Below are 23,766 nucleotides of genomic sequence, written 5' to 3'. Positions count from 1 at the left end.
ATATGCTGACAATCCAAGACGTACTTGAAACGAATCAGATGATTCAAAAGAACAACCTTGACGTCCGCACCATTACCATGGGCATCAGCCTCCTCGACTGCTGCGCCAGCGACGGCAAGACCTTGTGCAACAATATTTACGATAAAATCACGAAATACGGTGAACACTTAGTCGAAACGGGAGAAGCCATCTCCCGCGAATACGGCGTGCCCATCATCAATAAGCGCGTCTCCGTGACGCCCATCAGCCTCGTCGCCGGGGCCAGCGACCTGACGAGTTACGTCGACATCGCCCGGACCCTCGACAAGGCAGCTAAAGAAATCGGCATCAACTTCATCGGCGGCTTCTCGGCCCTGGTCGAACGGGGCATGAGCAAAGGCGACCGCATCCTCATCGACTCCATCGCCGAAAGCCTGGCTGTGACCGACCTCGTCTGCAGTTCCGTCGCCGTCGGCTCGACGAAGGCCGGCATCAACATGGATGCCGTCGCCGAAATGGGCCGCGTCTTCAAGGACCTGGCCGAACGGACGAAGGACCAGGATGCCTTAGGCTGCGCCAAACTCGTCGTCTTCTCCAATGCCGTCGAAGACAACCCCTTCATGGCCGGCGCCTTCCACGGCGTCACCAATGGGGATTCGTGCATCAGCGTCGGTGTCAGCGGCCCGGGCGTCGTCAAAGTCGCCCTGGAACAGGTCAAAGGCCAGCCCTTTGACGTCGTCGCCGAAACCATCAAGAAGACGGCCTTCAAGATTACCCGCGTCGGCCAGCTCGTCGCCATGGAAGCGTCGAAGCGCCTCAACATGCCCTTTGGCATCATCGACCTGTCCTTGGCTCCGACACCGGCAGTCGGCGACAGCGTCGCATCGATTTTGGAAGAAATGGGCCTGGAAAGCTGTGGTGCCTGCGGCACGACGGCAGCCCTGGCGCTCCTCAACGACGCCGTCAAGAAGGGCGGCCTCATGGCTTCGTCCCGCGTCGGCGGCCTGTCTGGCGCCTTTATCCCTGTCAGTGAAGACAAGGGCATGCTCGAAGCCGTCGGCCGCGGCAGCCTGAGCCTGGAAAAACTGGAAGCCATGACCTGTGTCTGCTCGGTCGGCCTCGACATGATCGCCATCCCCGGCAATACGCCGGCCTCGACCATTTCGGCCATCATCGCCGACGAAGCGGCTATCGGCATGATCAACAACAAGACGACGGCCGTCCGCGTCATCCCCGTACCGGGCAAGGACGTCGGCGACAATGTTGAATTCGGCGGCCTCCTCGGCCATTGCCCGATCATCAATGTCAATAAATACAAGTCAGATGAATTCATTGCCCGCGGCGGCCGCATCCCGGCGCCCATGCGCAGTCTGACGAACTGATAGATTAATGGAAAGTAGGCGTGTGTTGTGCTCCAATATGTTGTACCCTTTGTAATTGCATTAGTCGTTTCTTATCTCCTGACGCCGAGCGTCAAGAAACTCGCTATCAAGATCGGCGCCGTGGACCGGCCCAATGCAAGAAAGGTACATACTCATGTCATCCCGCGGCTCGGCGGGCTGGCAATCTATATCGGCTTCATGGCAGCCGTCTTGTTCTGCGTGCCTTTGCAGCATGAACTGGTCGGGATGCTCCTGGGCTGCACGGCTATCGTCGCCGTCGGCATCTGGGACGACATCTGCAATATCCCGGCCAAGGTCAAGCTCGTCGGCCAGATCCTGGCCGCCTGCATCCCCATCGCCTTTGGCATCCAGATCGAATGGCTGACCAATCCTTTTGGTGATATCATCGTCCTGCCAGAAATCATTGCCATTCCCGTGACGATTTTCTGGATCATCGGCTTTACCAATACGGTGAACCTCATCGATGGTCTTGACGGCCTGGCAGCCGGCGTCGCCTTCATCGCATCGATTTCGATGTTCCTCCTGGCTTATAACCTGAACCAGTTCCTGCCGGCTCTGGTCATCGTGTCCATGGCCGGGGCGGCTTTGGGCTTCTTGCAGTACAATTTCAACCCGGCCAAGATTTTCATGGGTGATACGGGCAGTATGCTCCTGGGCTATACCCTGTCCGTCGCCGCCGTCTTAGGCCTGGTCAAGACGGCAGCCACCGTGGCTCTCGTCGTACCCATCATCGCCCTGGGTCTGCCGATCCTCGATACGACGTTTGCTATCATCCGCCGCAAGATGAGCGGCGTTCCGATTTTCCAGCCTGATAAGGGGCACCTGCATCATCGCCTGCTGGCTCTGGGCATGACACAGAAGCAAGCCGTATTAATAATGTATTTTGTCAGCATGATTCTCGGCATCGTAGCCCTCTTTGTAGCCAACGTGAGCTATAAGACGGGTATCGTGACTGTCCTGGTCGTTCTTGCCGTCATCATTTATTCGGCAAAACGCATTGGCATATTGCGCAAATCAACGACCGATTCTACCCACAAACAGTAGTGGGTGGAATCGGTTGTCTTATAAGGAGGTTTTTTTATTATGATCAAGGTAATGACTGTATTCGGTACGCGGCCGGAAGCCATCAAGATGGCCCCTGTCGTACTGGAATTGCAGAAACATGCCGACCGGATCCAGACCATCGTCGCCGTTACGGCCCAGCACCGTCAGATGCTCGACCAGGTACTGGATCTCTTCCAGATTACACCGGACTATGACCTGGATATCATGTCCCAGGGGCAGACGCTGTACGACATTACGACCAAGTCCCTCATGGGCCTAAAAGATGTCCTGGCCAAGGAAAAGCCCGACCTGGTCCTGGTCCATGGCGACACGACGACGACCTTTGCCGGCGCCCTGGCCTCGTACTACCAGCAGGTCCCGGTAGGCCACGTCGAAGCCGGTCTGCGGACAGGGGACATCTATTCGCCCTTCCCGGAAGAAATGAACCGCAAGCTGACCGGTGCCATCGCAGCCATCCACTTCGCACCGACGGCGACGGCCAAGGCCAATCTGCTCAAGGAAAATGTAAATCCTTCTCATATTTATGTGACGGGGAATACGGTCATCGACGCCTTGATGATGACCGTTGCCGGCGACTATGACTTCGGCGACGACCTGAAGGACGTCGATTTCCATAACCACCGGGTCATCCTCCTGACGACGCACCGCCGGGAAAACCTGGGTGAACCGATGCGCCATATCTATAAGGCCCTGCGCCGCATTATCGAAGAGATTCCCGATACGGAAATCGTCTTTCCTGTCCACCGTAATCCGCTGGTGCGCAAAGTCGTCGAAGAGGAACTGGCCGGTGTCGACCGCATCCACCTCATCGACCCCATGGAATATGAACCCTTTGCCAATCTCATGAGCCTGAGCAGCCTGGTCCTCACCGACTCTGGCGGCATCCAGGAAGAAGCGCCGTCTCTCGGCAAGCCTGTCCTGGTCCTGCGCAATACGACCGAACGGCCTGAAGCCGTCGAAGCCGGCACGGTACGCCTCATCGGCACGGACAAGGATGTCGTCTATGCCGAAACGAAGCGGCTCCTGACCGACCAGGCCGCTTACGATGCCATGAGCAACGCTGTCAATCCCTATGGCGACGGCAAGGCTTCGCAGCGCATCGTCCAGGCTATTCTCCACGTTTTTGCCGGGGAAGAAGCCGTTCCGGATGATTTTAGCCGCTAAGTATTGTCTTAGGCTATACTGAGAATCGTTTTTAGCTATAACGTTTAAATTTCTTTCATTTTGTATTGATTTTCCAGATTTTCCGTGCTAAAATAAGCCAATAATCGTTGCTGGCAGTATATAACTGCTATACCAAACGATTATGGAAAACTGCCATCGCCCGAGCAGGAGTGTATGTAGTATGAGACATCATGATGATCCTCACGATGACAAATTAAATCACATGAGGCTTTGGGATATTGTTGTCATTGCCGGTTCCTTAGGTTTGTCTCTCTTCGTCTGCATCTGTGTCGGCGTCGCCATAGGGCACTTCATCGATGTCCATGCCGGGACGTCGCCGTGGGGATTGATTCTTTTTTCCTTCATCGGTGCCATCTCCGGATTCTGGACCTTATATAAAAAAGCCTTGTCCTATCAGCAGGACGAGGCGCGCCATGGCCGGCATCTGCGCAAGTGAAATGTCACGGAGGATAGCCTATGGAAGCGTTTTATGCTTATGTAAAGGCAACAATATACAAGCTCGTTGGTTTTACGTGTATCGTCACGGCCGTCCTTTTTCTAGGAGGCTGGTGGCAGTACATAAGTGGCTGGTGTATCGGCAGCGGCTTGAACATCGTTTATTTCTTCATGCTCAGCAGCCGTTCGGTACGGGCCTTAAAATTGCCGCCTGGGCAGGCGGCGTCATTCATCCGCGGCGGTGCCGTGTTCCGGCTGGTCTTCATCTGCCTGGCCGTCATCGTCATCCTGCAGTTCCCGTCCATTTCCCTGGGGGCTGCCGTGGCCGGTATCTTTTCGTACCGCGTCCTCGTCTTCGCAGATGTACTGACTGCGCGTCTCAGACGGTAAAGGAAAGGAGGTATTGCGTATGGAATTACATGCAGGGCATCATATGGTCGTCCAGCTCCTGGGTCTGAATGTCAACTTGGATACGCTCATGATGACCTGGCTGGTTGCGGCTTTGGTCATTATCGTCACTGTCGCTGCGACAAGGGGCCGGTCCCTCGTCCCGTCAGGACTTCAGAACGCCATGGAAATCGTCATCGAAGCATTGCTCGATCAGTTCAAGGAAACGTTGGGGCCGAAATACGGCCAGGTCGTTTCGGTCTTGCTGACGATGTTCCTGTTCATCCTCTTCGCCAACGAATTGGGCATGCTGCCGAATCCGCATGTCCTGGCTTCGCCGACGAATGATTTGAATACGACTGTCGCCCTGGCACTGGTTTCTTCCTTTATGGTCCACTTCATGGCCTTGAAGAACCAGGGGTTCAAAAAGCATTTCAAGCATTTCTTCGAACCCTTTGCGCCGTTTGTCGTCATCAATCTGATGGAAGAAATCACCAAACCGTTGACACTGGCCTTCCGTCTCTTTGGCAACATCCTGGCCGGTGAAATCCTGTTGGAAGTCCTGTACTTCCTCGTGCCTGTCGCCATCCCGATGATTTGGATCCTCTTTAGCTTCGTCATCGGCCTCATCCAGGCATTCATCTTCACCATTCTGACTACATCGTATCTGGCACCGTCCTTTACGGAAGACTAAGAAAAGCTCAGATACCGTTACAACTTAGGAGGTTATTTATTATGGAAAAAGCTCTCGTATTGGCATTATCTGCATTTGGTGCATGCTTAGGTATTGGTTTGGCAGCTCTCGGCGCTGCTATCGGTGACGGCCATGCCGCATCGAAGATGCTTGAAGGTACGGCCCGCCAGCCGGAAATGGGCGGCAAACTCCTGGTCAACATGCTTATCTCCATCGGCCTGATCGAATCCATGCCGATTATCGCAGCTGTCATCGCTATCGTATTGGTCTTCGCCAATCCGTTCGTCAGCCTGCTCTAATCCGAAGATTCTAATATACAGCCGGGGAGGGAAGTACATTGGTTAGTATTAATGGTACCTTGCTGTTCCAGTTCATCAACTTCTTCGTGTTAGTTGCCATTCTGGCAAAGTTCGCTTATAAACCGCTGCTCAAAGTCCTGGAAGACCGCCGCAACAAGATTGCGTCGGACCTCGACAACGCAGCCAAAGCCCGGGAAACGGCTGAAAAGATGAAAGCCGACTATGAAGCCCAGATCCGCGATGCCCGTGCTGAAGCCCAGGCCATTGTCGACAAAGCTGTCAAGCAGGCCGACAAAGAAGCCCAGGCCCAGCTGGAAGCCATCCGCGCCCAGATCGCCCGGGAAAAACAGATCGCCCAGACGGAAATCGCCAACGAACGGGAAGCGGCTATCCGGGAAATGCGTAATGAAGTAGTCACACTGTCCATGGCTGTGGCAGAAAAACTGCTCCAGAAAAACATGGATCCTGACATGAACGCCAAACTGGTAGCCGATTGCATCGACCAGCTCCAGACGCACCGCGTAAAGGGGAACTGATCTTATGATACCCGAAACGATCTATAGCAAATACAGCCAGGCGATGTTCGACATCGCCAGCGAACAGAAGAAGCTTACCGAGTTCGGAACAGAACTGAAAGGCGTACGGGACACGTTCCAGGAAAATCCCGATTTGTGGAAATTCCTGAATCATCCCCTCGTACCGCCGCAGTCTAAAAAAGACACACTTGCAAAGATTTTCAAGGACAGCCTATCGCCGATCGTCCTGCAGTTCATGTACGTCATGATCGACCGGCGCCGGGAAGCGGCCCTCTTGCTTGCCATTGACGGGTTCATCGATTTGGCCCGCAAGGCCCAGCACATCGAAGTGGCCAAGATCCGCGTCGTCAAACCACTGTCCAAGAAAGAAGAAACGAAACTGGTTGCCAGCCTGGAAGCCATGACGGGTCAGCACATCGAACCGCTGTACTACGTCGACCCGTCGCTCATCGGCGGCATGGTCATCCAGATCGGCGACAAACTAATAGACGGCAGCCTCCGGCGGCAGCTGCGCGATATGCAGCATAAACTGCTCCAGGCTGACGTGACGAATGGGGTGACGGACGAATAATGAAAATGAAGCCAGAAGAAATAACGGCTATAATCAAGAAACAAATCGAAGATTATAATGTGGAAATGAATGTCGACGACGTCGGCACCGTTCTGGAAGTCGGGGACGGCATTGCACACATTTACGGTTTGGACAAAGCCATGTCCGGGGAATTGCTGGAACTGCCTCACGGCGTTTACGGCATGGCCCTGAACCTGGAAGAAGACAACGTCGGCGCCGTACTGCTCGGCGATGACGCCCTCATCAAGGAAGGCGACACCGTCCGCCGTACAGGCCGCGTCATGCGTGTCCCTGTAGGCGAAGCCATGGTCGGCCGCGTTGTCAACCCCTTGGGGATACCTATTGATGGCAAAGGGGAAATCAAGACCAAAGATTCACGCCTCATCGAAGTCAAGGCTTTCGGCATCGCCGACCGCCAGCCGGTCAAGGTACCGCTCCAGACAGGCCTCAAGGCTATCGACTCCATGGTTCCTATCGGCCGTGGCCAGCGTGAACTCATCATCGGTGACCGTGGCACCGGCAAGACGGCCATCGCCATCGATACCATCCTGAATCAGAAGGACACAGGCGTCATCTGCGTCTACGTCGCTATCGGCCAGAAGGCATCGACCGTTGCCCGCGTTGTCCGGACCCTGGAAGAACACGGCGCTATGGCCTATACCATCGTCGTCGCCGCTACGGCTTCCGACGGCGCACCGCTCCAGTACCTGGCCCCGTATTCCGGCGTTTCCATGGCCGAATACTTCATGCTCCAGGGCAAGGACTGCCTCTGCGTCTACGATGACTTGTCCAAACACGCTCAGGCTTACCGCGCCATGAGTCTGCTCCTCCGTCGTCCGCCAGGACGTGAAGCATACCCGGGCGACGTATTCTACTTACATTCCCGTCTCCTCGAACGCGCTGCCAAGCTGTCCGATGAACTCGGCGGCGGCTCGATTACGGCCCTGCCGATCATCGAAACCCTGGCCGGTGACTTGTCGGCCTATATCCCGACTAACGTCATTTCCATCACAGACGGCCAGATCTTCCTGGAAACAGAAGCCTTCAACTCCGGGATCCGCCCGGCTATCAACGTCGGCCTCTCCGTTTCCCGTGTCGGCGGCTCCGCCCAGATCAAGGCCATGAAGAAAATCGCCGGTACCCTCCGCCTGAGCCTGGCCCAGTACCGCGAATTGGCCGCTTTCGCCCAGTTCGGCTCCGACCTCGATAAGAGCACGAAAGCCCAGATCGACGCCGGCGAACGGACGATGCAGCTCCTCATCCAGCCGCAGTATCAGCCGATGCCCGTCGAAGACCAGGTCATGCAGATTTACCTGGCCGTCAAGAACTACCTCATGCCTGTACAGGTTGAAGAAGTTTCTCAGTTTGCTGACGGCTTCATCAAGTTCATGCACAGTAACTATCCGGAAGTCGGCGAAAGCATCAAATCGACGAAGGAACTCGGCAAAGACGCAGAAGCTACGCTGCAGAAGGCTATCGCTGAATACACCAAGCAGTACGGCGCTTCTCACGAACTGATCAAAGAGGAGGAATAAGCTATGCCGAGTGCACGCGAAATAAACAGACGTATTAAATCCGTCACCAATACCCAGCAGATCACTAAGGCCATGAAGATGGTTTCCTCCGTACGACTGCGCCGTGCACAGGATCGGGCCGTGGCTACCGCCCCGTATACCGAAAAGATGGAAGGCATGCTGCAGCGTCTGTCTGCGGCTTCGCCCGATGCGGGCAACGCCTTGTTCACGCCTCATGATACGGTCAAGAAGACGTGCTACATCATCATCGGTTCGGACAAAGGGCTGGCCGGTGCTTTCAATTCCAATGTCAACAAGGCCATCGTGTCGGTCCTCAAGGACAAGCCCCGCGATGCATCGATGCTCCTGGTCGCAGGCCGCAAGCCCCTGGAGTACCTCAAGCACCTCCACCTGGTACCGGAAAAGAAGTGGTCCGGTTTTTCCGACAAGCCCCAGTTCAGCCACGCCCAGCAGATAGCCCACTTGGCGACGCAGAAGTTCCTCGATGGCGAAGTCGACGAAGTCTATGTCATTTACACGCACTTCAAGTCGGCCCTGTCCCAGGATACGCGCATCGTCAAGATGCTGCCCATTACCCAGAAGGAAGGCCAGCAGGAAGGGGGGCCGCGGGAAGAATACCTCTTCGCGCCGGATCCGAAGCTCGTCCTCGACGCCTTGCTGCCGCAGTATCTGGATCTGTTCATTTACAACAGCCTCCTTCAGTCCGCTGCCAGCGAACTCGGTGCCCGTATGACGGCCATGACGTCGGCTACGGACAACGCAGGCGAACTGATCGACAAATTGACTGTTACCTACAATAAAGTCCGTCAGGCTGGTATCACCAACGAATTGACGGAAATTGTCAGCGGCGCCAACGCTTTGCAGTAAGCCGCCTGGCGATCATTCTGAAAGAGAGGAGTACCTCTTCATGAGTAATAATATTGGGAAAGTAGTCCAGGTCATCGGCCCGGTCGTCGACGTGCGGTTTGCCTCGGAAGCAGATTTGCCCGCCATTTACAACGCCATCCATATCACCGGTGGCGAAGGCGACCAGAAGATCGACCTGGTTGTAGAAGTCATGCAGCACTTGGGCGACGACGTCGTCCGCTGCGTTGCCATGGACTCGACGGACGGCCTCGTCCGCGGCATGGCAGCTGAAAATACGGGCGGTCCCATCAAGGTCCCCGTCGGCAAAGGTGTCCTGGGCCGTATCTTCAACGTCCTCGGCCAGACTGTCGATAAAGTCGACGCTAAAGTCGAAGCCGATGATTACTGGCCTATCCATCGTCCGGTCCCGAAATTCCAGGACCAGGCGACGGAAACGGAAATCTTTGAAACGGGGATCAAAGTCGTCGACCTCATCTGCCCTTATGCCAAAGGCGGCAAGATCGGCCTCTTCGGCGGCGCTGGTGTCGGCAAGACCGTCCTCATCATGGAACTCATCCACAACGTCGCTACCGGCCACGGCGGCTATTCCGTCTTCACCGGCGTCGGCGAACGTACGCGTGAAGGCAATGACCTTTGGAACGAAATGAAGGAATCCGGCGTCATCGACAAGACGGCCCTCGTCTACGGCCAGATGAACGAACCGCCTGGAGCCCGTATGCGCGTCGGCCTGACCGGTCTGACCATGGCAGAATACTTCCGCGATAAAGAACACAAAGACGTATTGCTGTTCATCGACAACATCTTCCGTTTCATCCAGGCCGGCTCCGAAGTTTCGGCTCTGCTCGGCCGTATCCCGTCGGCCGTTGGCTACCAGCCGACACTGGGTACCGACGTCGGCGCCCTGCAGGAACGCATTACGTCGACTAAAGACGGGTCCATCACGTCGGTCCAGGCTGTCTATGTCCCGGCCGATGACTTGACTGACCCGGCTCCGGCAGCTACCTTCGCCCACTTGGATGCGACGACCGTCCTGGCCCGTGAAATCGCCGAACTGGGCATTTACCCGGCCGTCGATCCCCTCGATTCGACGTCGCGTATCCTCGATCCCCACGTCATCGGCGATGACCATTACAACATGGCCCGTGCCGTCCAGGAAATTCTCCAGAAGTACAAAGACCTGCAGGATATCATCGCCATCCTGGGCATCGACGAACTGTCCGAAGAAGATAAGCTGACCGTTGCCCGTGCCCGTAAGGTACAGCGTTTCCTCAGCCAGCCTTTCGCCGTCGCTGAACAGTTCACCGGTCAGAAGGGCCGCTATGTGCCGTTGAAAGAAACCATCGAAGGCTTCAAGGAAATCTTGTCCGGTAAATGCGACGACATGCCGGAACAGGCCTTCTACATGGTAGGCAATATCGAAGAAGCATACGAAAAGGCTAAGACACTGAAAGGGGAATAGTCTATGGCAGAAGCAGGAAAGACCCTCCATCTGGAAGTCATTACACCCGATGCTGCCGTACTCCATGAAGATGTGGATTTCGTCCTCGTCCGCGCATTGGACGGCGACTTGGGCATCATGCCCAATCATGCGCCGCTCATCGCGTCCCTGTCGATTTGGCCCCTGTGCTATGATAAAGGCGGAAAGCGCCAGTGCGTCACCGTAGCGTCGGGCTTCCTGGAAGTCCATGACAATACGGTCACAGTCATCACGCCAGCTTCAGAAAAACCGGAAGACATCGACGTAGCCCGCGCCCAATCGGCGGAAAAACGTGCCGAAGACCGCTTGGTTGCACACGCTGCCGACCTCGACGTGACCCGCGCCGAAGCGGCCCTGCAACGAGCCCTGCGCCGCCTGGACGTCGCCGAAAAATACGGCAAGCAATGATAGTGAGTTTAAAGTTTTTAGTATAGAGTTTGTAGTGAATCCATTCAAAGTATTGATTACTGCAAACTACAAACTGCAAACTCAAAAGGAGCTGTCTCTACGAGACGGCTCCTTTTTATTGACTTTTCCCCCCATCTCTGCTATGATAAGGTTTGTACAAATCAATAGGCGATGCAGGAGAGTAAGTACGTATCATCCTCAGCGAAGCAGGGACAGTGTGAGCCTGCTGCCGATGCGGAAGGCGCTCTGAAGGCCGCGGCCGGAAGTCTTTTCGATGTGTATGGCCGATGAATCAAGCGGGTCTTTGGACCAATCAGGGTGGAACCGCGGGTACGTATACTCGTCCCTGTAACATGTCATGTGTTACAGGGACTTTTTTGTATTTAGGAGGGAATACGATGAATTTTCAAGACATGATATTTGCATTGAAGAGCTTTTGGTCTTCTCAGGGCTGTATCATCTACGAACCGTATGATGTAGAAAAAGGGGCAGGGACCATGAACCCGGCTACCTTCCTGCGCACGCTCGGGCCGGAACCGTGGCACGTTGCCTATGTCGAACCGTCTCGCCGCCCGGCTGACGGCCGCTATGGCGACAACCCGAACCGCCTGTACCAGCATCATCAGTTCCAGGTCATTTGCAAACCGTCGCCGGACAACATCCAGGAACTCTATCTGAAGAGTCTGGAAACGTTGGGCATCAACCCGGCAGAACACGATATCCGTTTCGTCGAAGACAACTGGGAATCGCCGACCCTCGGCGCCTGGGGCCTGGGCTGGGAAGTCTGGCTCGACGGCATGGAAGTCACGCAGTTCACCTACTTCCAGCAGGTCGGCGGCATCGACGTCGCTCCTGTTTCGTCGGAAATCACATACGGTATGGAACGCCTGGCCATGTATATCCAGGGCGTCGAAAACGTCTATGACCTCAAATGGAATGAAGACGTCACTTATGGCGACATCTTCCATCAGAACGAAGTCGAACAGTCGACGTATGCCTTTGAATTGAGCAACGCCGACCTCTTGTTCCACCTCTTCGATGAATACGAAAAAGAAGCCATGCGGGTCATCAAAGCCGGCTTCGTCCTTCCGGCCTATGACTACGTATTGAAATGCTCGCACACGTTCAACCTCCTCGACGCCCGCGGCGCCATCAGCGTCAGCGAACGGGCTGCCTTCATCGGCCGCGTCCGCAACATGGCACGGGCCTGCGCCAAAGCGTACTTGGAACAGCGTGAAAAATTAGGTTTCCCGATGCTGAATAAGGAGGAAAAATAAGATGAGCAAAGATTTGTTACTTGAAATCGGTACTGAAGAAATCCCGGCTCATTATATGCCGAGTATCCTTTCCCAGGTCCGGGACCTGGCCGGGAAATCCTTTGGCGAATCCCATATCGCCTATGAATCGATCCGCACCCTCGGTACGCCGCGCCGCATCGCCCTCATCATGAAGGGCGTCGCTGAAAAACAGGCCGACGTATCGGCCAAACATAAAGGCCCGTCGGTCAAGATCGCTTACGATGCCGACGGTAACCCGACGAAAGCTGCCATGGGCTTTGCCCGGGGTCAGAAAATCGACGTCAAGGACCTCGTCGTTGAAGACGGCTACGTCTATGCCAACGTCACCAGCGTCGGCGCTGACACAGCCGGCCTCTTGCCGGACCTCATGAAGGGCATCGTCACGGGTCTTAATTTCCCCAAGAGCATGCACTGGGGCAGCCTGGACTTCCACTTCGTCCGTCCTATCCGCTGGTTCGTCGCCCTCTTCGATAAAGATGTCATCCCCTTTGAACTGGCTAACGTCAAATCGGGCAACGTCAGCCGCGGCCACCGCTTCCTGGGTACCGGCGATTTCACCATCGAAAGCCCGGCAGCCTATGAAGAAACGTGCAAGGAACATTTCCTCATCGTTGACCCGGAAGTCCGCAAGCAGATGATCCTCGAAGGTCTGCAGAAACTGGCTGACGAAAAGGGCGGCACCATCATCATGGACGACGACCTCCTGGAAGAAGTCGTCTACCTCGTCGAATACCCGACGGCCCTTTGCGGCGAATTCGATGAAGACTACCTGAAACTGCCGGAAGCGGCCATCATCACGCCGATGAAGGACCACCAGCGCTATTTCCCTATGCGCGATAAAGACGGCAAGCTCATGAACCTCTTCCTGACTGTCCGCAACGGCAACGACTACCATCTGGAAACGGTCCAGCACGGCAACGAACGCGTCCTCCGCGCCCGCCTGGACGATGCCAAGTTCTTCTTTGAAGAAGACAAGAAACATAAGCTCGCCGATTACACGGAAAAATTGAAGAAAATCGTCTTCCAGGACGGCTTGGGCACGCTCTATGACAAAGCCCAGCGCCTGGAAAAGATTACGGTCTTCCTCAATCATAAACTCGACCTCGGCCTGGATGACGCCAAGCTGCAGCGCGCATCGCTCCTGGCTAAAGCCGACCTGGCTACGCAGATGGTCATGGAATTCACGGAACTCCAGGGCGTCATGGGCAAGGAATATGCCCTCATCGACGGCGAAGATGCTGGCGTGGCCGAAGCCATCAACGAACAGTACCAGCCGCGCTTTGCCGGCGACGTCCTGCCGCAGACCGACATGGGTAAAGTCCTGGGCATTGCCGACAAGTTCGATACCATTACGGGCATGTTCAGCCGCGGCTTCATCCCGACGGGCTCGCAGGACCCCTTTGCCCTGCGCCGCCAGACCATCGGTACCCTCAACATCCTCATGGATGCCGGCTGGAACCTCAACTGCCATGAAGTCTTTGCCTTCGTCCTCAATCTCCTCGGCGTAGAAGGGGAAGACGCAGCCAAAGTCATGGGTCAGCTCGACGACTACTTCACGCTGCGCCTGAAGAACATCTTCCAGGATAAAGGCATGGATTACCACATCATCGACTGCGTCCTGGCTTCGGATACGCTCAACGCTTATGAAGAAGCCCGCCGTGCCCAGGCCCTCATCGATGCCGACATCATGGGCAAGACCGACCTCTTGCAGGCCTTCACCCGCGTCAGCAACATGATCAAAGGCGCCGACGATACCGACGTCAATCCGGACCTCTTTGAAACGGAAGAAGAAAAGGCCCTTTACAGCGCCTGCCAGGCCATGCAGGTCAACTTGCCGCAGAAATACGCCGTCTATGACTACGAAGGCGTAGCCGAAGTCCTCTCCGAAGGCATTGCCGCCATCAATGACTTCCTGGACAACGTCCTGGTCATGCACAAAGACGAAGCGGTCAAAGAAAACCGTCTCCACCTCTTGGCCCTGACCTACAGCCTCATCCAGCCCTTGGGCGACATCAAGAAATTGGCGTAGGGGCCGTCCCGACGGACGGTCCGCAGGCCGCTTTGGAATCAGATGCCGCTGCGCGGCGACAGACTCAGGTGGACAACGACGCTTCGGGACACCCTCGGCGCGTAAAAAGCCTCCCCTGAGAAGGGGAGGGGGACCGCTTGCGGTGGAGGGGTTCTTTACGACATACCCTTAGCGTATTGTAGAGAAAGAACCCCTCAGTCAGCAGAGCTGGCCCAACGGGCCGGAGAGGTTGATTGTACTTTCGCGGCTCGCCGCGAATCCCGTGGATAAAGCGGAAATTCAATGGCCAAAAATGAAAAATATGATATAATGAATAGTGTCCAAGTTTGTAGTGTAGAGTTTGTAGTTTGTAGATGACAGGATTGAATTTGAGTTATTTACTGTAAACTAAAAACTACAAACTTCAAACTCGAAAAGAGGCTGCCTTCGTGTGACAGCCTCTTTTCCGCATCTACCATAAAGGAGTGATCATTTATGAAATTGAAGAATCTCGTCATGTTGGCAGCAGCCCTTACCTGTATTGCCGGTTCGACCGTCATGGCTGAAGAAAAGGTGGGCCTCAAGAGCGCCAGTGCCGACAGCTATGAAGTCGTCCAGGTCATGACGACTAAAGACAAGAATTACTATCAGTACTATAACAGCGCCTATCAGTATGCCGTCGATATCCCCCGGGCTGCGACGACAGCCGACATGAATGCCGACGGCGATGGCTGCTATTTCCAGGATCCCAAAGACGATGCCGTCTACATGACCTATGCCGCCAAGAACACCATGGGCTTCACTATCGACGAACTCTACAACATGGCTTTGGGCATGAACGGATCGCCGACACTGACGACCAACATCAAGACCAAGAACAGCTATGCCATCGGCTGGACGGACGGCAAGAAGTCTTACTACCACGAACTCTACATCAACGACAAGAACAAGACCTACACGGCCTTCACCGTCACCTATCCGACCAGCAAAAAAGATAAGTACCAGGCCATCATCGCCCACATGTCCCGCAGCTTCATGCCCAACGTACAAATGTAATGATAGGGGATGCCCAATGGGCATCCCGCCGGTCGCAGTTCGCAGGCCGCAGGCCGCCTCGGAATCAGATGCGGCGTCCCGCCGCGACAGACTCAGGTGGACAACATCGCCTCGAGTAACCCTCGGCTCGTAAAAAATGCCCCGGCTGGGGCCTTCGTAGGGGCCGTCCTAAGCCTTTTTGGCCCGTCAGGTGCCGACCAACGAGAGGCGCAAGACGGTTGCCAAAACGGACAGCTGTGGCTAGGCGGCCCGCCGTGAATCCTGTGAATGCAGGGGAGGTGGCCCGAAAGGCCGGAGAGGTTGCTGCGCTTTCAAGCAGCCCTTTACGGAAGATGCCTATAAAATGGAAAAATCCCCCTTTACAGGACCGCGGCTTTATGGTATAATTCCCTTGTTAATTTAGGCAGTCCTCTGCTCGATACACGATTGTCGTGAAAGGTGGCGGCAACGGGGGCACGAATGTCTTATAGGAGGAAAAAAGAAATGAACATTATCAGCGTACTTGAACAGGAACAGCTTCGTGACGATATCCCGGCATTCCGCCCTGGTGATACAGTCAAAGTTCACGTAAAGGTTGTCGAAGGCAATCGCGAACGTGTACAGATTTTTGAAGGTGTCGTTATTGGCCGTCAGAACGGCGGTGTCCGCGAAACTTTCACTGTCCGCCGCGTTTCCTACGGTATTGGTGTTGAACGTACTTTCTTGGTACATTCCCCGCGTCTCGCTAAAATCGAAGTCGTTCGCCACGGTGTCGTCCGTCGTGCAAAACTGCACTACCTCCGTGGTCTTACAGGCAAAGCTGCCCGTATCCGCGAACGTCGGTAATTCATTGGCAAGAACACTTGAAAAAGAGGTTGTCCCACGAAGCATGGCTTCGCGGGCAGCCTCTTTTTTCATGACTCCATCGTAGGGGTCGTCCCCAAGGGTGGCCAAAGGCAACCTCTCAGTCAGCTGCGCTGACAGCTCCCCTATAAAGGGAGCCAAAGCCTCTCCTCATAGGAGAGGTGGCCCGAAGGGCCGGAGAGGTTGGTCTTAAACAAATGGGCCGTCCTGCGATTCAGGATATCGTGTACTCATATTGTTAACCTTGATACAAACGAAATAAAGTTGACTGCAATCGCCGCAGCGAGTATAATAATCCCATAGTTCACAATAAAAATAGGGAGTGGGTTGACAATGAATACGATAGCAGCACTGACCGATAGCATTATACAGGGGTACCGCATCCAACGCGGCGATGATTTATCGATTTTCCTGGAAGCACCTTTGGAAGAATTGCAGCAGGGAGCCGGCGTTTTACAGCGCCATTTTTGTGGCAATCATATTGATTTCTGCACCATCATCAACGGCCGCAGCGGCCGCTGTGGGGAAGACTGCAAATACTGTGCCCAGTCGGCCTGCCACCATACGGGCTGCGAAGAATACGGTTTCCTGGCGAAAGAAGAAATCCTGGCCAACGCCAAGGCCAATCAGGATGCCGGCGCCAACCGCTTTGCCATCGTCACGTCGGGCCGGGCTCTGACAGGGGCGGATTTTGAAAAAGCCCTGGATACGTACCGCACGATGAAGCAGACGATGCACATCGACCTCTGTGCATCGCACGGCCTGCTGACGCCGGAACAGCTGCACCGCCTCCACGAAACGGGCGTGACCAGTTATCACCATAATATCGAGACGTCGCGGCGTTTCTTCCCATACATCTGCACGACCCACACCTATGACGACCGCATCCGCACCATCAAGGCCGCTCAGAAAGAAGGGCTCTGCGTCTGTTCCGGCGGCATCATCGGCATGGGGGAAACCTGGGAAGACCGCCTGGACATGGCCATCAGCTTGGCCGAACTGGGCATTCAGTCCATTCCCGTCAACGCCCTCATGCCCATTCCCGGCACGCCCCTGGAACATCGGCCCCAGCTCGACGGCCGCGATGTCCTGCGGACCATCGCCTTCTTCCGCTTCATCAATCCTGAAGCTAACATCCGCCTGGCTGCCGGCCGCAAACTCCTGCCGGAAAACGGCGCCACGGCCCTGCTCCACGGCGCGTCGGCCTCGATTACGGGTAACATGCTGACCACGTCGGGCTCGACCATCGCCGAAGACATGGTCATGCTCCAGCGCCTGGGCTTGACTAATTCGTAGGTCGTAGGCCGTAGATCGTTCGTCGTTGATGGTACGATTAAAAATCATAACTAATACGACGAACGATGAACGAAAAACGTTTGAATCTGCGAGGGCTATGTGCATGATAGTCTATACTGGTGTATGACAAGCCCTGCACTAGCCTTCATCCTTTGTCTATGATATAATGTTAGGGATATAGAAACATACATATACTTTTCAATGAGGTGATTATCGTGGCAAAACAGATTTTTGTTACCGGTCATAAGAGCCCGGACACGGACTCCATTTGTTCTTCCATTGCCTATGCAAAATTAAAACAGTTACAGGGTATCGACGCTACGCCGATCCGCGCTGGCGAACCGAATAAGGAAACGGCCTTTGCCCTGAATTATTTCCACGTTGCTCCGCAGCCACTGGTCAAGGACTTCTACGTCAAAGTCAGCGAAGCTGTCCACACGGAAGTCGAAGCCCTTCCGGTCAGTGCCAGCCTGAAAGATGCTGCCAAATGGTTCGCATCCCACGAAAGCGATGTCGCTCCCGTTGCCGATAACGGCCAGTTCGTCGGCGTCATCGAAAAAGGCCAGCTCGCCGATGAATTCGTCAAGACCGTCATGGGTGAAGAATTGAGCACGGTCAAAGCCTTGGCTCACGATCCGGAATTGTTCTTCAAGCCGACCGATAACGGCCATGATATCCCGGCTGATGGCAAATACGCTGTCGTCGAAAACGGCAAATACGTCGGCATGATCTGTGCAGACTGTGTCGCTGCTGTCGAAAAACAGCAGGTCATCCTCGTCGACCACAACGAAAAGAAACAGATCATCGACGGCATCGACGAAGCATCTATCGTCGGCGTCATCGACCATCACCGCATCGGCGGCACTTTGGAAACAGCCGGCCCTATTTCCATCCTCTTCAAACCCGTCGGCTGCACGGCAACCATCGTAACGGGCTTGTATGAACAGGCTAAGGTCGACATCCCCAAAGACATTGCCGGCCTGCTCTTGTCGGCCGTCATTTCCGATACGGTCCTCTTCCGTTCGCCGACCTGCACGCCGGCTGACCGCGAAGCTGCCGAAAAATTGGCCAACATCGCTGGCGTAGACGTCGAAAAATACGGCATGGAAATGCTCAAAGCCGGTGCCAACGTCTCCGATTTGACGCCGGACCAGATCGTCCACAACGACATGAAAGAATTCTCCAGCGGCAATACGACCTTCACCGTTGCCCAGGTCCAGGTCATGGATACGACGGACCTCCTCGACCAGAAACAGGTCCTGCTCAACGCCTTGGAAAAATTGCGCGCTGAACACGATTACGCCGCTTCCTTCCTGATGATCACCAGCATCATCGACGAATCGACGAACCTCATCTTCGCCGGTAATATGGACGACGTCGTCAGCAGTGCCTTCGGCAAGGACGTCCTCGATAAGGAAGTCTACCTGCCCAAGGTCATGAGCCGTAAGAAACAGGTCATTCCGCCTATCCTTTCGGCAATGAAATAAGTGATGATTTTCAGAGGCCCCATCGACACGGTGTGGGCCTTTTTATCTATAAAGGGGAAGAATGCATGAATCCTATTTTTGATACCCTCAACGACCGCCAGTGCGAGGCCGTCAAGCATACTGAAGGGCCGCTGCTGATCACGGCCGGTGCCGGATCGGGCAAGACCAAAGTCCTGACCTGCCGCATTGCCCATCTCCTGGAATTAGGCGTCGCGCCGTACCGCATCCTGGCCATTACCTTTACCAACAAGGCCGCCAAGGAAATGAAGGAACGTGTGACCAACCTCGTCGGTGCCCAGGCCGACAGCATCTGGCTGAGTACGTTTCACTCGTTCTGCGCCAAGCTGCTGCGCTTTGAAATCGACGGCTTCCATGGCTATACGCGCAATTTCACCATCTACGATTCGTCGGACCAGTTGGTCCTGGTCAAGGACTGCCTGAAAAAACTCAACCTCGACGACAAGCAGTTCACGCCGCGCTCCGTGTTGGGGACCATTTCATCGGCTAAGAACGTCCTCATGGATGCCAAGGCCTTTGCGGCGAAAGCCTCCGATTTCTACGAACAGAAAGTCGCCGACGTCTACGCTCTGTATCAGGAAAAATTGCGGGAAAACAATGCCGTCGATTTCGACGACCTTTTGTTCCTGGCCGTGCGCCTCTTGCAGGAAAACGAGGAAGTCCGGGAAAAATACCAGTCCCGGTTCCAATATATCCTGGTCGACGAATATCAGGATACGAACCATGCCCAGTATGCCCTGACCAAGATACTGGCCGCCCGCTGGCGCAATATCTGCGTCGTCGGCGATGCCGACCAGAGTATTTACGCCTGGCGCGGTGCCGATATCCGCAACATCATCGACTTCACGCGGGACTATCCCGATGCGGCGTCGATCAAACTGGAACAGAACTACCGCTCGACGAAGACTATCCTCCATGCGGCCAATGCCGTCATCGACAATAACGAAAGCCGGCCCAAGAAGACCCTGTGGACAGAGAACCCGACGGGGAACAAGATCATCCATTACCAGGCCCAGACGGAACACGACGAAGCCGATTATATCGCCGGCGTCATCTACAATCGCCATGAAATCAGCCATGAACCGTATGGCGACATGGCCATCCTCTTCCGGACCAACGCCCAGTCCCGTGTCCTCGAAGAAAAGCTCATGCGCTATGCCATTCCCTATACCATGGTCGGCGGCACCAAGTTCTATGACCGCAAGGAAATCAAAGACGTTCTGGCCTACCTGCGCCTGCTCTATAACCCGGAAGACAGCCTGAGCCTGACGCGCATCATCAACGTGCCCAAGCGCAACATCGGTGCGACGACGATGGAACACGTCGCGGCCTATGCCGAAGCACAGGGGATTTCCTTATTTGAAGCCCTGTCGTCGACCGATGAGATCCCCGTCACCAAACGGGCCAAGGCATCGCTGGAAAACTTCGCTGCCATGATTTTCGACCTCCTCAACGACATCGAGGGCAAAGACGTCCTGAGCCTCATCGAAACGGTCATCAAACAGACCGGCTACGGCGACATGCTCGATAAAGAAGCGGAACACGACCCGCAGGGCGAAAGCCGCAAGGAAAACGTCGGCGAATTCCTGTCCGTCGCCAAAGACTACATGGACAGCAATCCCGAAGGCAACCTCCAGGACTTCCTGGAAAACGTCGCCCTCGTCAGCGATGTCGATGATTTTGAAAGCAGCGACTCGAAAGTCACCCTCATGACCCTCCATGCCGCCAAGGGCCTGGAATTCCCGGTCGTCTTCCTGACCGGCCTCGACGAAGGCCTGTTCCCGCACAGCCGGACCCTGATGGACCCAGCGCAGGTCGAAGAAGAACGGCGTCTGGCCTATGTCGGCATTACCCGGGCCGAACGGCAGCTCTACGTGACCAATGCCGTCACGCGGACCATGTACGGCCGCATCTCGGCCTATATGCCCAGCCGTTTCCTGGCCGAAATCCCGCCGCAGTTCATGGAAGACTACCATCGCAAGAGCGCCATGCCCCAGAGCCGGACGACGGCGGTCCCGGGGAAACAGCGCGTCTCCATCCTGACCAAGCCCGTCGCGTCGAGCCTGCCCAAGAAACATGCCGTTACCGATACCTTTGCCAAAGGCGATAAAGTCCGCCATAAAATCTGGGGCATCGGCACCGTCCTCGACGTCATCGGCGAAGGGCCGAACATGCAGATGAAAATCCAATTCCCGACCAAAGGCGTCCGCCAAGTCGTCGTGAAATACGCCCCCTTAGAGAAAGTACAGTAGGGGAGCCTAAGCCTCCCATATTAGGCCCTTTTTGGCCCGTCAGGTGCTGACCGCAGGGAAGAACAAGACGGTTGCCAAAACGGAGAGCTGAGCTGGAGGTGGCCCGAAGGGCCGGAGAGGTTGCTTGCACTTTTGCAGGCCGCTTCGGAGAGCTCTCGGCTCGTAAAAATGCCCCGGCCGGGCTTTCGTAGGGGTCGCCACGTGGGCGACCCGCCACAGAACTTGCGATGAGATTCTTTGCAGGACGAATGGAAACGATTTTCATGAATGAAGGAGAAACCCATGGATACTGAAAAAGCGCGGCTCTTGGAGCTGCGGAAAAAAATAGATGAATTGAGTTATCAATATTACACCCTCGACAAGCCGACAGTGACTGATTATGAATACGATATGATGTACCGGGAACTGGAAAACATCGAAAAAGCCCACCCCGACTGGGTCACGCCCGATTCGCCGACGCAGCGCGTAGGCTCCAAGATTTCCGGCGGCTTTGAAAAATATACCCATGACCGGCCCATGCTCAGCCTGGGCGACGTCTTCAGCGACGATGAATTGCGGGAATTCGACCAGCGCGTCCGCGATGACCTGGGCGGCGAAGATTTGGAATACGTCGTCGAACTGAAAATCGACGGCCTGGCAGTCAATCTCATTTATGAACAGGGTCAGTTCATCCGCGGCGTCACCCGCGGCGACGGTGTCGTCGGTGAAGACATTACCAACAACGTCCGGACCATCCGCACCATTCCCCTGCACATCGCCAGTGATTCGCCGCACATCGAGATCCGCGGCGAAGTCTACATGCCCATCACGTCGTTTGAAGCCTTGAACCAGCAGCGCCGCGATGACGAACTGGAACCCTTTGCCAATCCCCGTAACGCCGCAGCCGGCTCACTGCGCCAGCTCGACCCGCGTATTACGGCCCAGCGCAAACTGGCTTTCTTTGCCTACGCCTTGGGCGGAAACAGCGGCATCACCATCGAGAGCCAGGAAGAACTGCTCCAGGACTTGGCCCAGTTCCATTTCCAGGTCAATCCGGAATACCGCAAGTTCACGAATATCGAAGACGTCATCGCCTTCATCCACAGTTGGGACGACCGCCGCGACAGCCTGCCTTATGCGACGGACGGCATGGTCGTCAAAGTCAACTCCTTTGCCCAGCAGGCCCGCTTGGGCAATACCGTCAAGATTCCCCGCTGGGCCATTGCCTATAAATTCCCGCCCGAACAGGCGCGGACGAAAGTCCTGGACATTTCCGTCAGCCTCGGCCGGACAGGCGTCCTGACGCCGGCAGCCGACCTCGAACCGGTCCACCTGGCCGGGACGACAGTCAAACGGGCGACGCTGCACAATGAGGATTACATCAAAGAAAAAGACATCCGCATAGGCGATACCGTCGTCATCCAGAAGGCCGGCGAAATCATCCCCGAAGTCGTCCGCTCCCTGCCGGAACTGCGCGACGGCTCGGAAAAAGTCTTCGCCATGCCGACGACTTGTCCTGCCTGCGGCAGCCCTGTCGTCCGCCGCGATGGGGAAGCGGCCTGGCGCTGTACCAATCCGGACTGCCCGGCTGTCATCGGTGAAAAAATCGCCCATTTCGTCTCCCGCGATGCCATGAACATCGACGGCCTGGGCGACGCCATCGTCCAGCAGCTCCTGGCCCAGCATCTGATCCACGACGTAGCCGACATCTACGGCCTGACTAAAGAAGAACTGGTCGACCTCGAAGGCTTTGGCGACAAATCGGCAGACAACCTGCTCAAAGCCATCGAAACGAGCAAATCCGTCGGCCTGGCCCGGGTCCTCTTTGCCCTGGGCATCCGCTTCGTCGGCGCCAAAGCCGGCCGCGTCCTGGCCGAATCCTTCGGCTCCGTCGATGCCCTCATGAAAGCCAATGCCGATGACCTGACAGCTATCGACGACATCGGACCGCGCATTGCCGACAGCATCGTAGCCTACTTCAGCGACGCCAAGAACCAGGCCCTCATCGAAAAACTGCGCGCTCACGGCGTCGATATGACGGCAGAAAAGAAAACACTCATCAATACGACCTTTGACGGCGAAATCGTCGTCCTCACCGGCAAATTGCAGATGTTCAGCCGCAAAGAAGCCGAACAGGCCGTCGAAGCACGAGGTGGTAAATGCACGTCATCGGTCACCAAAAAGACGACCCTTGTTGTCGTCGGAGCCGACCCGGGCAGCAAATACGAAAAAGCCAAGAAACTGGGGACCCCCATCATCAGCGAAGCCGAATTCAAAGAATGGCTCGAACGCTAAATAAGCCACCTCTCAGTCAGCAGAGCTGCCAGCTCCCCTACAAAGGGAGCCTTAAGCCTCCCCTCATAGGCCCTTTTTGGCCCGTCAGGTGCTGACCGTAGGGAAGCGCAGGGCGGTTGCCAAAACGGAGAGCCGAGCTGGAGGTGGCCCAACGGGCCGGAGAGGTTGCTTGTACTTTCGCAGGCCGCCGGTCGCAGTTCGCAGTTCGCAGGCCGCCTCGGACTCAGATGCCGCTGTGCGGCGACAGACTCAGACTAACAACGACGCTTCGGGAAACCCTCCGCGCGTAGCGGGCCGCCCTCTGGGACGGCCCCTACGGATGCCGCGGCGCGGCGACAGTAGAAATGCCCCCGGCTGGGGCGTAGGGGTCGCCGCGTGGGCGCCCCGCCCCAG

General features: G+C 55.7%; 21 protein-coding genes. All 21 read left to right on the top strand.

Going from position 1 to position 23,766, the window contains the following annotated elements:
- Positions 1-2: 2 nt before the first annotated feature.
- The 21 genes from WMO23_RS05205 (at position 3) to ligA (ending at position 23,373) form a co-directional block, all read left to right on the top strand.
- Entirely contained in the window at positions 3-1,361 is a 1,359-nt protein-coding gene (locus WMO23_RS05205; RefSeq protein ID WP_020310702.1) for a PFL family protein, read from the top strand.
- 27 nt (positions 1,362-1,388) lie between these two features.
- On the top strand, positions 1,389-2,426 hold the full coding sequence (locus WMO23_RS05200) for a glycosyltransferase family 4 protein (protein WP_020310703.1): 1,038 nt from the start codon (positions 1,389-1,391) through the stop codon (positions 2,424-2,426).
- A gap of 39 nt (positions 2,427-2,465) precedes the next feature.
- The gene (gene wecB / locus WMO23_RS05195) at positions 2,466-3,611 is read left to right on the top strand and encodes a non-hydrolyzing UDP-N-acetylglucosamine 2-epimerase (protein ID WP_292281571.1); all 1,146 of its coding nucleotides are present in this window, start codon (positions 2,466-2,468) and stop codon (positions 3,609-3,611) included.
- A gap of 181 nt (positions 3,612-3,792) precedes the next feature.
- Positions 3,793-4,068: an AtpZ/AtpI family protein gene (locus WMO23_RS05190; protein WP_020310705.1), complete on the top strand. Its 276-nt coding sequence runs from the start codon at positions 3,793-3,795 to the stop codon at positions 4,066-4,068.
- Positions 4,069-4,088: 20 nt separating this feature from the next.
- Positions 4,089-4,457, top strand: a complete 369-nt coding sequence (locus WMO23_RS05185; protein WP_020310706.1) for an ATP synthase subunit I — start codon at positions 4,089-4,091, stop codon at positions 4,455-4,457.
- 19 nt (positions 4,458-4,476) lie between these two features.
- Positions 4,477-5,148, top strand: a complete 672-nt coding sequence (atpB, locus tag WMO23_RS05180; RefSeq protein WP_020723725.1) for a F0F1 ATP synthase subunit A — start codon at positions 4,477-4,479, stop codon at positions 5,146-5,148.
- A gap of 41 nt (positions 5,149-5,189) precedes the next feature.
- Entirely contained in the window at positions 5,190-5,447 is a 258-nt protein-coding gene (gene atpE, locus WMO23_RS05175; protein ID WP_014016847.1) for a F0F1 ATP synthase subunit C, read from the top strand.
- A 38-nt stretch (positions 5,448-5,485) separates the two neighbouring features.
- Entirely contained in the window at positions 5,486-5,983 is a 498-nt protein-coding gene (atpF, locus tag WMO23_RS05170) for a F0F1 ATP synthase subunit B (RefSeq protein ID WP_014016846.1), read from the top strand.
- Positions 5,984-5,987: 4 nt separating this feature from the next.
- Positions 5,988-6,554, top strand: coding sequence for an ATP synthase F1 subunit delta (atpH, locus tag WMO23_RS05165; protein ID WP_014016845.1), 567 nt, complete (start codon positions 5,988-5,990; stop codon positions 6,552-6,554).
- Entirely contained in the window at positions 6,554-8,089 is a 1,536-nt protein-coding gene (gene atpA / locus WMO23_RS05160; protein ID WP_020310707.1) for a F0F1 ATP synthase subunit alpha, read from the top strand. The genes atpH and atpA overlap by 1 nt, the downstream gene beginning before the upstream one ends.
- 3 nt (positions 8,090-8,092) lie before the next feature.
- Positions 8,093-8,956: an ATP synthase F1 subunit gamma gene (gene atpG, locus WMO23_RS05155; protein WP_292281573.1), complete on the top strand. Its 864-nt coding sequence runs from the start codon at positions 8,093-8,095 to the stop codon at positions 8,954-8,956.
- Between the two features lie 40 nt (positions 8,957-8,996).
- The gene (gene atpD / locus WMO23_RS05150) at positions 8,997-10,415 is read left to right on the top strand and encodes a F0F1 ATP synthase subunit beta (RefSeq protein WP_020310709.1); all 1,419 of its coding nucleotides are present in this window, start codon (positions 8,997-8,999) and stop codon (positions 10,413-10,415) included.
- A gap of 3 nt (positions 10,416-10,418) precedes the next feature.
- The gene (locus WMO23_RS05145; RefSeq protein WP_020310710.1) at positions 10,419-10,841 is read left to right on the top strand and encodes a F0F1 ATP synthase subunit epsilon; all 423 of its coding nucleotides are present in this window, start codon (positions 10,419-10,421) and stop codon (positions 10,839-10,841) included.
- A 398-nt stretch (positions 10,842-11,239) separates the two neighbouring features.
- Positions 11,240-12,118: a glycine--tRNA ligase subunit alpha gene (gene glyQ / locus WMO23_RS05140; RefSeq protein WP_014016840.1), complete on the top strand. Its 879-nt coding sequence runs from the start codon at positions 11,240-11,242 to the stop codon at positions 12,116-12,118.
- Between the two features lies 1 nt (position 12,119).
- The gene (gene glyS, locus WMO23_RS05135) at positions 12,120-14,168 is read left to right on the top strand and encodes a glycine--tRNA ligase subunit beta (protein ID WP_020310711.1); all 2,049 of its coding nucleotides are present in this window, start codon (positions 12,120-12,122) and stop codon (positions 14,166-14,168) included.
- Positions 14,169-14,642: 474 nt separating this feature from the next.
- On the top strand, positions 14,643-15,203 hold the full coding sequence (locus tag WMO23_RS05130; protein WP_020310712.1) for a hypothetical protein: 561 nt from the start codon (positions 14,643-14,645) through the stop codon (positions 15,201-15,203).
- A gap of 483 nt (positions 15,204-15,686) precedes the next feature.
- A complete protein-coding gene (gene rplS / locus WMO23_RS05125) occupies positions 15,687-16,028 on the top strand; it encodes a 50S ribosomal protein L19 (RefSeq protein WP_020310713.1) in 342 nt (113 codons plus the stop codon).
- A gap of 351 nt (positions 16,029-16,379) precedes the next feature.
- Complete coding sequence (gene bioB, locus WMO23_RS05120) at positions 16,380-17,342, top strand: biotin synthase BioB (RefSeq protein ID WP_020310714.1); 963 nt, start codon at positions 16,380-16,382, stop codon at positions 17,340-17,342.
- Positions 17,343-17,557: 215 nt separating this feature from the next.
- Entirely contained in the window at positions 17,558-18,829 is a 1,272-nt protein-coding gene (locus tag WMO23_RS05115; RefSeq protein ID WP_020724006.1) for a manganese-dependent inorganic pyrophosphatase, read from the top strand.
- A 65-nt stretch (positions 18,830-18,894) separates the two neighbouring features.
- Complete coding sequence (gene pcrA, locus WMO23_RS05110) at positions 18,895-21,099, top strand: DNA helicase PcrA (RefSeq protein ID WP_292106154.1); 2,205 nt, start codon at positions 18,895-18,897, stop codon at positions 21,097-21,099.
- A gap of 282 nt (positions 21,100-21,381) precedes the next feature.
- A complete protein-coding gene (gene ligA, locus WMO23_RS05105; protein WP_292106158.1) occupies positions 21,382-23,373 on the top strand; it encodes an NAD-dependent DNA ligase LigA in 1,992 nt (663 codons plus the stop codon).
- The last annotated feature ends 393 nt before the right edge of the window (positions 23,374-23,766 follow it).

Origin of the sequence: Megasphaera intestinihominis, assembly GCF_040096415.1 — a bacterium.
GTDB classification, from domain to species: Bacteria; Bacillota; Negativicutes; order Veillonellales; family Megasphaeraceae; genus Megasphaera; species Megasphaera intestinihominis.
This window is presented reverse-complemented; position numbering and strand designations above follow the sequence as displayed.

Bases quoted from the DNA above. Each gene is read 5' to 3' on its own strand.
- WMO23_RS05185 (WP_020310706.1), top strand. From the start codon at position 4,089: ATGGAAGCGTTTTATGCTTATGTAAAGGCAACAATATACAAGCTCGTT.
- glyS (WP_020310711.1), top strand. From the start codon at position 12,120: ATGAGCAAAGATTTGTTACTTGAAATCGGTACTGAAGAAATCCCGGCT.
- rplS (WP_020310713.1), top strand. From the start codon at position 15,687: ATGAACATTATCAGCGTACTTGAACAGGAACAGCTTCGTGACGATATC.
- atpH (WP_014016845.1), top strand. From the start codon at position 5,988: ATGATACCCGAAACGATCTATAGCAAATACAGCCAGGCGATGTTCGAC.
- atpD (WP_020310709.1), top strand. From the start codon at position 8,997: ATGAGTAATAATATTGGGAAAGTAGTCCAGGTCATCGGCCCGGTCGTC.
- WMO23_RS05190 (WP_020310705.1), top strand. From the start codon at position 3,793: ATGAGACATCATGATGATCCTCACGATGACAAATTAAATCACATGAGG.
- bioB (WP_020310714.1), top strand. From the start codon at position 16,380: ATGAATACGATAGCAGCACTGACCGATAGCATTATACAGGGGTACCGC.
- glyQ (WP_014016840.1), top strand. From the start codon at position 11,240: ATGAATTTTCAAGACATGATATTTGCATTGAAGAGCTTTTGGTCTTCT.
- atpA (WP_020310707.1), top strand. From the start codon at position 6,554: ATGAAAATGAAGCCAGAAGAAATAACGGCTATAATCAAGAAACAAATC.
- WMO23_RS05130 (WP_020310712.1), top strand. From the start codon at position 14,643: ATGAAATTGAAGAATCTCGTCATGTTGGCAGCAGCCCTTACCTGTATT.
- atpE (WP_014016847.1), top strand. From the start codon at position 5,190: ATGGAAAAAGCTCTCGTATTGGCATTATCTGCATTTGGTGCATGCTTA.
- WMO23_RS05205 (WP_020310702.1), top strand. From the start codon at position 3: ATGCTGACAATCCAAGACGTACTTGAAACGAATCAGATGATTCAAAAG.
- WMO23_RS05145 (WP_020310710.1), top strand. From the start codon at position 10,419: ATGGCAGAAGCAGGAAAGACCCTCCATCTGGAAGTCATTACACCCGAT.
- atpG (WP_292281573.1), top strand. From the start codon at position 8,093: ATGCCGAGTGCACGCGAAATAAACAGACGTATTAAATCCGTCACCAAT.
- wecB (WP_292281571.1), top strand. From the start codon at position 2,466: ATGATCAAGGTAATGACTGTATTCGGTACGCGGCCGGAAGCCATCAAG.
- ligA (WP_292106158.1), top strand. From the start codon at position 21,382: ATGGATACTGAAAAAGCGCGGCTCTTGGAGCTGCGGAAAAAAATAGAT.
- atpB (WP_020723725.1), top strand. From the start codon at position 4,477: ATGGAATTACATGCAGGGCATCATATGGTCGTCCAGCTCCTGGGTCTG.
- pcrA (WP_292106154.1), top strand. From the start codon at position 18,895: ATGAATCCTATTTTTGATACCCTCAACGACCGCCAGTGCGAGGCCGTC.